This is a genomic window from Dermacoccus barathri (assembly GCF_015070805.1).
GTDB classification, from domain to species: Bacteria; Actinomycetota; Actinomycetes; order Actinomycetales; family Dermatophilaceae; genus Dermacoccus; species Dermacoccus abyssi.
In genome coordinates, this window is the sequence record NZ_JADCTK010000001.1 from 477752 (window position 1) to 489782 (window position 12031).

The following is a 12031-nucleotide window of genomic DNA, read 5'->3' on the forward strand; positions in this document are numbered from 1 at the left end:
TGTCACGGCGATGCCGTGCACGACAACGTAAGTCGACGCTGCTCGAACTGCTCGCCGGCGCTCGTCGGCCGACGTCCGGGCGCATCGAGGTGCCGAGCACACACCTCGTCTCGCAGCGGGGTTGCTCACGACACGCCTGTCCATCAGCGCGAGCCCGGCTCTCTTCTGCGCGCTCACCTCGCTGGTCGTCCTCGTCGCGAGCATCCCCATGATGCGCGGGGCAGCGGACTGAGCCCGTTCATCTCGCACGACGAGGCGCCACGCCACGTGAGAGCCGAACCCAATCGGCCGTTCGCCGGCCGCCCGTGAACACCGAAGGCGCCTGGACCCCACGGGGATCCAGGCGCCTTCGGCATGTTCGCGCGTCGCGCAGCCAGGCTCAGCTCAGGCGCTCGAGCAGCTTCTTGGCGAGCGCCTCGGACGATGCCGGGTTCTGACCCGTCAGCAGGTCACCGTCGACGACGGTGAACGGCTGCCAGGCGGGGCCGGTCGAGACGTCAGCGCCGAGTTCGCGCAGCCGGTCCTCCAGCAACCACTTGGCCTTGTCAGCCTTGCCGGCGGCCTTCTCCTCCTCATTCGAGAAGCCGGTGATCTTGCGTCCGGTGACGACGGGCTCGCCCGCCGCCGTCCGCGCCGGAAGCAGCGCTGCCGGGCCGTGGCACACGATCGCGACAGGCTTGCTGCCCTCGAGCGCGTCAGCGATGAGCTTGCCGGACGTGGCGTCCTGCGCAAGGTCTTCCATCGGGCCGTGCCCACCCGGGTAGAACACCGCGTCATAGTCGCCGAGGACGGCGTCCTCGAGCTTCATGGGGTGCTGCAGGCCGTCGATCGCGTCGAGGTCAGGACGCACGTCAGCGCCGCCGTTCGCGTCGGGGGCGAGGCTGACCTCATCGGCCACCGGCGTCACACCACCGGGCGTGGCGAACGTGACCGAGTGACCTGCCCCGGTGATCAGACGGTAGGGGGTGAGAAGTTCTTCCGCCCAGTAACCCGTCGGGACGCTCGAGCCGTCGGCCAGGGTCCAGGAGCGGGCGCCGGTGACGACGAAGAGAACGTTGGACATGTCAGTCTCCTTGGTGATTCAGTGCGCAGCAGCGCGTGGCGTTCGCGTCGGGGCGAGTCGTCACTTGTTGTAGGTGAGGCACTTCTCTTGGGTGCGAAACGGTGAGATCAGCGACGCGAGCCGCGTCGGGGCAAGCCAGCCGCCGACAGCGCCGCAGCGATGAGGGCGGGCTGGCCGAACAGACGGACGAGGCGCTTGGTGTCGGTGTCGAGACCGAAGGCGTCGTGCCGCTCCGCGTACTGGCTGATGTTGCCGGGGAAGATCGCGGCGTAGAAGGCGGCGAGCGCCACCCCCACCGCGGCGCGACGCTGCGGCAGGGTGAGCATCGCCGCACCGAACGCGACCTCGACGACACCGGAGGCGAGGACGACGACGTCCTTGTCCATCGGGAACCAGTCCGGCACCTGCGCCTGGAAGTCCTTGCGGGCGAACGTCAGGTGCGAGACACCGGCGAACGACATGAAGGTTCCGAGGCCGAGACGGGCCACCTCTTGCCCACGGGTCGCCGGCGGGGCCGGCTCGGCAAGTGACCGGACGGATTCGATCAGTCGGGTGAAACGAGTCATGGTTGTTTCCTCCTCGCGTCGCGGGTCACGACGCATCGATCACTTGGCGACGCGGACGAGCTTCGTGTTGGCGAATTCGCCGAAGCCCCAGCGTCCGAGCTCACGCCCGTAACCGGAGCGGCGCACACCACCGAATGGCAGGCCGGCCTTCGTCGTGCCGTGCTCGTTGACATAGGCCATGCCGACCTCGAGGCGCCGGGCGATCTGCTCCGCCTTGTCGGTGTCCTTGCCCCAGACGGAGCCGGACAGGCCGAAGGAGGAGTCGTTGGCGAGCTCGACGGCTTCGTCGATCGAGTCGTAGGAGTAGACGACGGCGACGGGGCCGAAGATCTCCTCCTTGAAGGCGTCCATCTCACGCGTGACACCGGTGAGCACGGCGGGGGCCATCCAGGCGCCGTCCTGCTCGAGCGCCGTGCCACCCGTGCGCAGGGTCGCACCCTGCTCGACGGCGCGCTCGACCTGGGCGATCGCGTCGTCGCGAGCCTCGACCGACGAAAGCGGGCCCATGTCCGTGCCCTCGTCGTCCGGGTTGCCGACCTTAATGCCCTCGACGGTGGCGACAACGCCGTTGACGAAGTCGTCGAACATCGTCGACGGCACGAAGATGCGCTTCGGGGAGTTGCAGGCCTGCCCGGCGTTGCTCATGCGCGCGGTGGCGACGGCCTTCGCCGTCTCGGCGACGTCGACGTCGTCGAGGACGATGAGCGCGTCCGAGCCACCGAGTTCGAGGACGCTCTTCTTGAGGTTCTGCGACGCGGTCTCGGCGACGGCCTTGCCGGCGCCCTCGCTACCGGTCAGGGAGACGCCGCGCACGCGCGGGTCCTCGATGATCGACGTGATCTGCTCGTTGCTGACGAACAGGTTGATGTAGGCATCCTGCGGCACACCCGCGGCGTGGAGGATCTCCTCGATCAGTTCGGCCGTGCGCGCGCAGATCGAGGCGTGCTTGAGCAGGATCGTGTTGCCGAGCATGAGGTTCGGCGCGACGAACCGCGCGACCTGGTAGTGCGGGAAGTTCCAGGGCATGACGCCCATGAGCACACCGATCGGGTCGGTGACGACGAGCGACTTCGCGTCGTCGCCGATGTTCAGCTGCTCCTCGACGAGCAGCTCCTCACCGTGCTCGGAGTACCAGCGGAAGATCGACGACGCGAGCGCGACCTCACCCTGCGCCTGCGCGAGCGGCTTGCCCATCTCGGCGCCGATGACACGGGCGAGCTCGTCGGCGCGCTCGTCGTAGAGGTCGGCGACCTTGGTGAGGACGGCGGCGCGCTCGGACGCGTCCGTCGTGCGCCACGTGCCGAACGCGGCGTCGGCGCGCTCGATGGCGCGGGTGACGTCAGCATCCGTCGCGGAGGTGTACTCCTTCTCGACGACGCCGGTGGCGGGGTTCTCGGTGCGGTAGGCCATGAGGTGCCTCCTCAGATCGATGAGTTCTCTCATCGATCACAACACCACCGGCCCCCAGAAGCATTCCTGCACGCAGTTTTTCACCCCGAGGGGTGAAGAAACGCGCCCGCGTGTGCGGCCCGGCCAGCCCGGCGCCGGGGGTGCAGCGCAGGCGCCGCCGGGGCGCCGGTGGATCAAGCGTCCGCGAGCGCCCGACGGTGGTTCGTGCGGTGACGTTCGAGCCAGTTCATCGCGGGCGTGACGGCGATGCCGTGGACGACGACACTCGCGATCATGACGACGGCGACCGTCGACCAGAGCCACTCCGCGCCGTCGAAGGACGCCTTCCCCGTCGCGTAGGCGACGTAGAAGACCGTGCCGATGCCGCGGACGCCGAAGAACGCCGTCACCCACCGCTCCTGCGACGTGAGGCCGACGGCGCGGTCGGTGTCGTCACGGCGACCTGCGAGGCTGATCCAGCCCGAAGCCGGGCGGATGAGGAAGATCAGCACGAGTGCGATGACGACGCTGCGCCAATCCGCGTGTGCCAGAAGCCCGTTCGTCGCCGACGCGCCGAGCAACAGCAGCATGAGCAGCGTGAGGATCTGCTCGAGCCGCTCGATGAACGAGTGCATCTCGGCGTGGTAGCTGTGGCCGCGCTCGCTGGCGCGCAGTACGAGACCACAGACGAACACTGCGAGGAAGCCGTACCCGCCCACCACCTCCGTCAGGCCGTACGCCGCCATGATGGCCGCGAGCGCCGCAAGCGGCTCCCCCGCGTCGGCGAGCCGGTACTGCTTGTGGGGCAGACGGAAGAACAGCTTGCCGAGCACCCACCCGACGAGCGCACCCGCGACGGCGCCGATGGCGACCTTGCCGATGAGATCCCAGCCGATCCATTTCAGGGCCCAGTGCGAGGGTGCGCCCTCCATCGTCCACGCGATCGCGGCGTAAATGAAGGGGAACGCGAGGCCGTCGTTGAGGCCGGCCTCGGAGGTGAGGGCGAAGCGCACCTCGTCGGACTCGTCGATCTCCTCGTCGCCGACACCCATCTCCTGCGTCTCGGGGCCGGCGACCTGGACGTCGGAGGCGAGCACCGGATCGGTCGGTGCAAGTGCAGCGCCGAGGAGCAGCGCCGTCGGCGCCGCAATGCCCATGCCCCACCCGAGCAGCGCCACCGCCGCGATGCACAGCGGCATCGCGACGCCGAGCAGACGCCACGTCGCTGCCCACGCGCGCCACGACGAGCCGTGACGCAGGCGCAGCGGGCGGTCGAGCGCGAGCCCGACGCCCATGAGCGCGACGAGGACGGTGGCCTCGGCGGCGTGGACGAGGAACGTGTTGTGCATGGCCGGGTCGAGCGAGAAGCCCTCCGGCAGCGGCATGAGACCGAACAGCACACCGACGCCGAGCAGCACAAGCGGTGTCGAGATCGGCACGCTGCGCACGAGCGTCGGGAGGAAGACGGCGAGCAGCAGCGCCACTCCGCCGAGCAGCCAGGTCATGTCGACAGCCACGCCGCCACCTCTCGTTGTTCGTCCGTGCCTCCCTGAGATTAAGGCGTGCCGCATGACGTCGGCCACCGTTCGTCCCATCCTGTGCCCGCGAACGCCGGCGGGTGCGGGACAATGAGACCCATGCGCCCGTTCGACCCCGCCCTGCTGCGCGCCGTGCCTGCCACCCGGCTGCCGGTCGCGCTGCTCGCCCTCATCGGAGGGCTCAGCGGAGCCGTCGCGATCGCCCAGGCCGTCGCCGTGGCGCACCTCGTCGTCGCCGTCGTCGAGGGCCACTCGTTCTGGACGCCCGGCCTGTGGGTCCTGGGCCTCTTCACCCTGCGCGGGGTACTCAACGCATCGACCGAGACGGTGGCCGCCCACGCCGGCGCACGCATCTCCGGGGCGCTGCGCGAGGGCGCGATGCGCCGCTGGATGACGCAGACGGCGGACGAACGCCCCGGCCCCAGCGCCATGCTCACCATGGCCACGAAGGGCGCGGCCGCCGTCGAACCGTACGTCGCGCGCTACCTTCCGGCCCTCGTGACGGCTGGCGTCGTGCCGGTGCTCGCCATCGCCGCGATGCTCGTCGTCGACTGGCCGAGCGCCCTCATCGTCATCGTCACGCTGCCGCTCCTGCCGGTCTTCGCAGCGCTCATCGGCCGCTACACCCAGCGCGCCACGGCGGAACGCTGGGTCGAGACGACGATGCTTGCCGGCCACTTCTCCGACGTCGTCGCGGGCCTTCCGACGCTCGTGGCCTACGGACGGGGCGAGCACCAGGTCGCGCAGATCCACCGCGTCGGCGAACGTCACCGCTCGGCCACGATGCGCACGCTGCGCATCGCCTTCCTCTCCTCCGCAGCGCTCGACCTGCTCGCGACGATCTCCGTCGCCATGGTCGCCGTCGCCGTCGGCCTGCGCATGGCCCACGGCGACGTCTCGCTGCTCACCGGCCTCATGGCCATCCTCATCGCGCCCGAGGCGTACTGGCCGATCCGCCGCGTCGGGCAGGAGTTCCACGCGGCGGCCGACGGCGTCGAGGCCATCGACTCGCTCCTCGCGGGCAGCGACGCCCGGCCGTGGCACGCGCCCGCCCCCGAACAGGCCGGCGGCCTCGCGCGCGCCATGCTGAGCGGCGTCTCCTACACCTACCCCGGCCAGCAGAGCCCGGCCGTCAGCGGTGTCACCTCCGTCGTGCGCGACGGCCTCACCGCCCTCACCGGCCCGAGTGGATGCGGCAAGTCGACGCTGCTCGAAGTGCTCGCCGGGGCGCGCCGCCCGACGGCGGGGCGCCTCGAGGTGCCGAGCACGCACCTCGTCTCGCAGCGTCCGTTCATCGCGCCGATGTCGGTGCGCGCCAACCTGACGCTGGGCAACGACGCGAGCGTCGACGAGATCCGCGAGGCCATGGCCGCCACCGGCTTCGACGACGTCGTCCTCGGCATGCCCGACGGCGTCAACACCTCCCTCGGCGACGAAGGGTTCGGCCTCTCCGCGGGCCAGCGCGCCCGCCTCGTCCTGACGCGCGCGTGGCTCTCCGACGCCGCCATCGTCCTGCTCGACGAGCCCACCGCTCACCTCGACCCGGCGAGTGCTGCGGACATCCGTGAGGCGATCGTCGCGCTCGCCGCGCGCAAGCCCGTCGTCGTCGTGACGCACGACGAGGAACTCGCGGCCCGCGCCGACAACCAGTGGCGTCTCACGGCCCGCCCGATCCGCGACGAGGTGACGGCATGACCTCCGAAACGCAGGAGCGACGCCCGCTGTTCAAGCCGGTGCGCGGCGTGACGCTCGCCGGGCTCATCGGTGCGCTCGCGTTCGCGTGTGGCGTTGCGCTGACGGCTACGTCGGGCTGGCTCATCGTGCGCGCCAGCGAGCGCCCCGTCGTCCTCACCCTGCTCACGGCCATCGTCGCCGTGCGCGCGTTCGGTATCGGGCGCCCGGTTTTCCGCTACGTCGAGCGACTCGTCTCCCACAACGCCGCGCTGGCCGACCTCACGGATCGTCGAACCGCGGCCTACCGCCAGCTCGTGCCGCTCACCCCGGCGCGCCTGGGCACGAAGCGCCGCGCCGACCTTCTCTCTGGCGTCGTGCGCGACCTGGACGACGAGGTCGACATCCAGGTGCGTGTCGTCGTGCCGCTCATCACGACGGTCGGTGCCGCGCTCGTTGCCGTCGTCACGACGTTCGTCGTCCATCCGCCCGCGGGCTTCGTCGTGCTCGGCTCGGTCGTCGCGGCGGCCCTCGTGGGGTGGATCGACCTCGCGCTCGAACGCCGCGGCCAAGCGGCGTCGCTCGCGGCGCGCGGCCAGGTCGACCGGGTGGCGCACCTCGTGGCGTCCGGAGCGAACGAGCTCGGCGCCATCCGCGCCACCGACGAGCCGATGACGTGGCTCGCGTACGCGCAGAAGAACGTCGAGAAGGCCGCCTTCGCCCAGTCGCGCGGCCGCGCCGTCGGAGTGGCTCTCGCGCTCGCCGTCACGGGTGTCGCAACCCTCGCCATGGCGTGGGTTCTCGACGGCGAGGTCGACGCCGGAACGATCAACGGACCCTTCGCTGCGCTGCTGCTCCTCACCCCGCTCGCTCTCGGCGATGTCGTCGGGCTCATCCCCGACGCCGTGGGCTCGCTCGCCCGCTCGTCCGCCGCCCGCGACCGTCTCGAAGCGCTGCTCACGCAGGAGCCGGCGGTGCGGAATTCGGGCTCGGAGGCTGCGCCGGACGAGACGGTGCCGCACCTGCGCGTGCGTGACCTGACGGCTTCGTGGACCGGCGAGAAGACCGACCTCGGGCCTGTCACCCTCGATGTCGCACCCGGTGAGCACATCGCCGTCACCGGCCCCAACGGGTGCGGCAAGTCGACACTTCTCGCCGTCCTCGCGCGCCACCTCGACCCGACCGGCGGAACGTACGCCTGGGGCGAGCGTGACGTCCGTGACCTCCCGCTGGACGCCGTGCGCGACGGCATCGCCTTCGTCGACGACGACCCGCACCTGTTCGCCGGCTCGCTGCGCGCCAACCTCCTGCTCGCCCGCCCTGACGCGGACGACACGGACGTGCTTCGCGCGCTCGAGCGCGCCGGGCTCGGGCCGTGGCTCGCGGAACTCGGCGAGGGTCTCGACACGCACCTCGGCGAATACCTCGTGAGCGCCGGACGTTCGGGGGCCGAGTCGGTGGGCACCGCCACCGAGCGCTCGATCAGCGGCGGCGAGAGGGCGCGCCTTGGCATTGCGCGGGCACTGCTCTCCGAGCGCCCCGTCATCCTGCTCGACGAGCCCGTCGCCCACCTCGACGGACCGACCGCCGACGCCGTCGTCCGCGACCTGCTCACCGCGAGCACCGGACGCACCGTCGTCATGGTGAGCCACCACCCCATCGCGTTCGACGCGCTCGACCGCGTGATCGACCTGCCCGCCGTCACGAGCTGAGCTTCGACGGTTCCTGCGCACGAACCGCATGGCCGTACGCCACGAGCCCCACACCGCGTTGGTGTGGGGCTCGTTGGTCGTTCAGTTCGGTTCAGCCACCGAAGAGCTTGCCGAAGATGCCTTTCTTCGGCTCGCTCACGGCCGAGCGTTGCGCCGTCGAGGGCGCCTGTCGAGGGGCGGACACGACCTCAGGTGCCTGCGTCGGAACGCCCCCGCGCGATTCGTACGCGCGTAGCGTCTCGCGGGCCTTGACGAGGAAAGCATCGACGCTCGCGGCGTCGTACCCTCTGCGCCCGAAACCGCGCGCCCGCGTGAACGCCACGTCGTCGATCGAACGAGACGTGACCACGCCCTGACGCGGCGCGCCCTGCTCGTAGCCGCGAAGGGTGATCACAAGGGAATCGAGGAAGTCATCGACCTCGATCTCGTCGTAACCAGCCCCGCCGCGCCCTTGCTCGAACTCGACCTTGACGACGTCGTCCGACGCCAGCACGTCAGCCCTTGAAGATGCGACGCAGCAGGCCCTTGCGCGATGTGTCGTCACGCTCCGGCAGCGGCTCGGCCTTGTCGATGGGCTGCGGACGGTCGATCGACTCCGGGCGTTCCACGTCGGACGCCCGACGGTCGTCGGCGACCGGGCTCGACGCCTCGAACGACTGCTGCTCGCGCACGTCGTCGCCACCACCGGCAACGTCGAACGAACCGTCACGACGGGCGTCGTCGGCGAACGGGTCACGATTGCCGACGCCGGGCTGCTCGAAGCCACCCTCGCGCGGCTCACGCACGCGAGCGGTCTCCTCGTTCATCGGCGCCACACGCTGCGGGCCGTCCGTGCCGCGTCCACCGAACGTCTCGGCCCGGGCCGGCTGCTCGGGGCGCTCGACGGAGTCCCGACCAGCGTCGTCAGCGAACGGGTCACGCTCGAAGCCACCGGTCTGCGGCGGGGCAGCCTGCGGCGCCTCGCCCCCTTCGTTCGGCTGCGTCGGCAGCGGACGCTCGGTCACAGCGCTCGGCTCGGAGAACGGGTCGAACTCCCCATCGCGACGGGAGTCCTGTGCCACGGGGGCCTCGGGCGCCACCGGACGGTCATCGACGAGCGGCGCCTGCTCGGTCGGCAGAACGCCTGCGTCCGGCCCACGATCGAGATCGCTCGCCGGCATGCTCGCGCTCTCGTCGTAGGCGCCGCCCGTGCTGCGACGCGGGGAGTCACCGGCCCCGTCCTCGGGCGAGGAGTATGCGCTGTACTCGGGGTGGTACTGAGCCTCTGCCTCGCGGTCCTCATCGCTCATCGAACGGCGAGCCTCACTGCGGGGCAGCGGAACTCGACGGTCGGTGGCGCGGTAGGAGACGATCTCGGGCTGCGTGGCGATCGGGCGCTCGTCGGCGACGGCGTCACCGCCGGCCACTGCGTCGCCTTCGTACGCGTTGCTGCCCTGGAAGCGCTCGTCGGCGCGGGTGCCCTCATCCTCACCCTGGAGAAGGATCGCGCCTTCGTCGGGGTAGCGGGGGGCGCGGTCGCGGCGAAGACCGTTGTCCTCGAAGGCCCAGTTGTCACCCTGCTCGGCTGCGGCGACCGGGCGGGCCTCCTCGGCACTCACCTGCTGCGGCGGCACCGGCTCGGCGAACGTCTCGCTGTGGGCTGCAGCCGGGTCGTGGTAGTCGGCGGCGTCGTGCTCACGACGCACCGGGTCGCCAGCTGAGTCACCGGCGGGCTCGCCGTCGATACGCACGGCGTCGCGCTCGTCACGCGGGGCCCACTCGTTGCGCTCAACCTGCTCGCCCTGATCGCTGTGGCGGTGAGCGGCGTAACCTCCGGCGGCAGCACCGCCGGCAGCGGCTGCGACACCGGCGGGGCCGAAGCCCGAGGAACGCTCCTCGCGCTCGCCCTCGAAGCCACGCTCGTCACGCAGGTCTGCGTCACGACGCTCGTCCGCGAAGGGCTCGTTGCCCAGCTGCTCGTCACGTACGACGTCATCGCGGCGCTCGGCGTCGAAGCGCTCCTCAGGCGTGACCGCGGAGTCGTTCGCCAACGTGTCGCGCTCGGCCGGTGCCGCGTACGCGGCGTCGTGGGAGGTGCTCACGTCGGAACGGTCGTCCGAGCGCAGCTCACGGTTGCGGCCCGACTCGTCCGGGGCCATGATCGGCGCCTCGTCGACCGGGTCGGATCCGACCATGTTGACACCGCCCTGACGGCCGGCCCCTGCATCACCGGCGCGGTCGTCACGCACGTCATCACGCGTGTCGGAAGCGAAGGCGTCGTCACGGCGCTCGTCGCGTTGACCGTGCGCAGCCGCGGCACCTCCGGCGGCGACAGCGCCGCCACCTGCGACCAGGCCCGCGTCGCGACCGTCGAAGCCACGCTCGTCTCGGCGCTCACGACCGTCGAAAGCGCGCTCATCGGCGACGTTCTCATCGCGGCGGCCGTCGAACGCTGCGGCGTCCGAGCCCTCGTCGACACGGACGCCCGGCTCACCGAAGCCACCCCGACGCTCGTCGGCGGGCTCGAAGCCGCGCTCCTCGTCGAAGCGCTCCTCACGCCGCGGCGCACCGCCGGCGACCGCGAGGGCCTCACCGTCACGCACGCCCCCGTCGTCGGCGAAGGCGCTGCGCGGCGAGTCCTGAAGCTCAGGCGCCGCAGGCTCTGCGTAGGCCTCCGGGCGACGCTCGTCGCGCAGGTCACGCTCGTCGACGAAACCGCGCTCGTCGTAGCGATCGTCGCGGACGTCGCCGCGCAGATCGACGTCCGCACGGTCCTCGCGGCGCTCGTACGCAGCAGCACCCGCGACACCGGCGCCGGCGGCACCTGCCGCAGCCACACCGTGACCGCCGTGTCCACGCTCGTCGCGGACGTCACCACGGTCGTCGGCCTCGACGTCACTGGGGAGGCCTGCGTCGACCGGCGCGGACGCCCGACGCACGCCGTCCTCGTAGGCACGGATGCGCTGGGCGACCCGGTCGAGCAGGTCGTCGACGTCGTCGAGGTCGTATCCACCGGCAGACTGCGGGCCGCGCTCGGAGAACACCACCTCGACGACGTCGGTGGCGCTCACGGCGTGCGACGGCATCTGGCCGCCGCGCTCGATGGCTTCGAGCGTGTCGGCGACGCGGTCGAGGTAGTCGTCGACACCGACCTCGTCATAGCCGACCTTGCCGGCGTCGGCGCGGTGGAACTGCGCCGTCCTGACCTCATGCGCGGTGATCATCTTCATATCCCCTCGGTTACGGATGCGCTGCGGGGCAGCGGTTCTTGATTGAGCCTAACCACGGGTGCACCTGGCCGATACCCCCTTGTTCGGAGTGTCGTCTCCCCGTGACGCGCCGAAGCGGCCCGAGCCCCGAGGTGGCGGCGCCACAGGTGTCGTTGCACTTCATAGCTCATTCGTGCAAAATTGCACTCGAACATTTGACAGTGCAAAGGAGTGGCCGTGGGTTTCATGTGGGATTGCAGCACTGACGACCCCCGAGCCCAGCGCGCCCACAAGCGGCTCCAGGAGATCCGCTCGGCGGCGTGCACCCTCGTCATCGAGCGCGGGTACGACGGCTTCACCATGGACGACCTCGCCGAGGCCGCCGGCGTCAGCCGCCGCACCCTGTTCAACTACGTGCCCGACAAGGCGTCGGCCGTCCTCGGCCCCGACGGCGTCGGGGACAACCCGCAGGTCGAGCTCTTCCGTGACGGCGGTCCCACCGGTGTCCTCATGCCCGACCTCATCCAGGCGCTCGACAGCGTCATGAGCGAGGTCGAGGACCCCTCCATGGCCAGCGATCAGCACGCCCTTGTCGAACGGGCCATCGCGAGCGACGGCAAGGTGGCCCACCTCGCGTTCGAGCGGTTCACGCACCTGTCCGACACCCTGGCCACCCTCATCTGCGAGCGCGAGAAGTGGGACGCGGGCGACCTGCGCGCCCGCACGATCACTGCAACCTTCCTCGCCATCGTCAAGGTCAGCCTCGAGGAGTTCTCCCTCCGCAAGGCCGACTCCGACTTCATGACCGTCTTCCACGACGTGCTCGACGCGGATGCCGCCGTCCGCTCGATGCGCTGACACCCCACAGCCCCCCCTTTCACAAAGGAGTTCCCCAGTGGCAAAC

The 12031-nt window shown here is 70.8% G+C and carries 9 protein-coding genes; 3 read left to right on the forward strand and 6 right to left on the reverse strand.

What is annotated here, in order from left to right; all coding sequences use genetic code 11:
• Nucleotides 1-379 precede the first annotated feature (379 nt).
• From IM689_RS02245 to IM689_RS02260, 4 genes are all read right to left on the reverse strand, one after another.
• Nucleotides 380-1063, reverse strand: coding sequence for a type 1 glutamine amidotransferase domain-containing protein (locus tag IM689_RS02245; protein ID WP_193642690.1), 684 nt, complete (start codon nucleotides 1061-1063; stop codon nucleotides 380-382).
• Between the two features lie 107 nt (nucleotides 1064-1170).
• Nucleotides 1171-1629 carry a DoxX family protein gene (locus tag IM689_RS02250; RefSeq protein ID WP_193642691.1) on the reverse strand — a complete coding sequence of 153 codons (459 nt, stop codon included), beginning with the start codon at nucleotides 1627-1629 and terminating at the stop codon, nucleotides 1171-1173.
• 39 nt (nucleotides 1630-1668) lie between these two features.
• A complete protein-coding gene (locus IM689_RS02255) occupies nucleotides 1669-3039 on the reverse strand; it encodes an NAD-dependent succinate-semialdehyde dehydrogenase (RefSeq protein WP_193642692.1) in 1371 nt (456 codons plus the stop codon).
• Between the two features lie 173 nt (nucleotides 3040-3212).
• Complete coding sequence (locus tag IM689_RS02260; protein WP_205744921.1) at nucleotides 3213-4535, reverse strand: cation:proton antiporter; 1323 nt, start codon at nucleotides 4533-4535, stop codon at nucleotides 3213-3215.
• 120 nt (nucleotides 4536-4655) lie between these two features.
• On the opposite strand from IM689_RS02260, the gene cydD reads away from it, so the two are divergent.
• Nucleotides 4656-6251 (forward strand): thiol reductant ABC exporter subunit CydD, encoded by a 1596-nt coding sequence (cydD, locus tag IM689_RS02265; RefSeq protein ID WP_193642694.1) that lies wholly within the window; start codon nucleotides 4656-4658, stop codon nucleotides 6249-6251.
• Entirely contained in the window at nucleotides 6248-7939 is a 1692-nt protein-coding gene (gene cydC / locus IM689_RS02270; RefSeq protein WP_193642695.1) for a thiol reductant ABC exporter subunit CydC, read from the forward strand. Before cydD ends, cydC begins: the two co-directional genes overlap by 4 nt.
• A gap of 91 nt (nucleotides 7940-8030) precedes the next feature.
• Here cydC and IM689_RS02275 read toward each other — a convergent pair whose 3' ends face one another.
• Nucleotides 8031-8432 (reverse strand): DivIVA domain-containing protein, encoded by a 402-nt coding sequence (locus IM689_RS02275; protein WP_193642696.1) that lies wholly within the window; start codon nucleotides 8430-8432, stop codon nucleotides 8031-8033.
• Between the two features lies 1 nt (nucleotide 8433).
• Nucleotides 8434-11142, reverse strand: a complete 2709-nt coding sequence (locus IM689_RS02280; protein WP_193642697.1) for a DivIVA domain-containing protein — start codon at nucleotides 11140-11142, stop codon at nucleotides 8434-8436.
• A 231-nt stretch (nucleotides 11143-11373) separates the two neighbouring features.
• Between IM689_RS02280 and IM689_RS02285 the strand changes: the two genes are divergently transcribed.
• Nucleotides 11374-11985 carry a TetR/AcrR family transcriptional regulator gene (locus tag IM689_RS02285; protein ID WP_193642847.1) on the forward strand — a complete coding sequence of 204 codons (612 nt, stop codon included), beginning with the start codon at nucleotides 11374-11376 and terminating at the stop codon, nucleotides 11983-11985.
• The last annotated feature ends 46 nt before the right edge of the window (nucleotides 11986-12031 follow it).

Bases quoted from the DNA above. Each gene is read 5' to 3' on its own strand.
- IM689_RS02285 (WP_193642847.1), top strand. From the start codon at position 11,374: ATGTGGGATTGCAGCACTGACGACCCCCGAGCCCAGCGCGCCCACAAG.
- IM689_RS02250 (WP_193642691.1), bottom strand. From the start codon at position 1,629: ATGACTCGTTTCACCCGACTGATCGAATCCGTCCGGTCACTTGCCGAG.
- cydC (WP_193642695.1), top strand. From the start codon at position 6,248: ATGACCTCCGAAACGCAGGAGCGACGCCCGCTGTTCAAGCCGGTGCGC.
- cydD (WP_193642694.1), top strand. From the start codon at position 4,656: ATGCGCCCGTTCGACCCCGCCCTGCTGCGCGCCGTGCCTGCCACCCGG.
- IM689_RS02255 (WP_193642692.1), bottom strand. From the start codon at position 3,039: ATGGCCTACCGCACCGAGAACCCCGCCACCGGCGTCGTCGAGAAGGAG.
- IM689_RS02280 (WP_193642697.1), bottom strand. From the start codon at position 11,142: ATGATCACCGCGCATGAGGTCAGGACGGCGCAGTTCCACCGCGCCGAC.
- IM689_RS02245 (WP_193642690.1), bottom strand. From the start codon at position 1,063: ATGTCCAACGTTCTCTTCGTCGTCACCGGCGCCCGCTCCTGGACCCTG.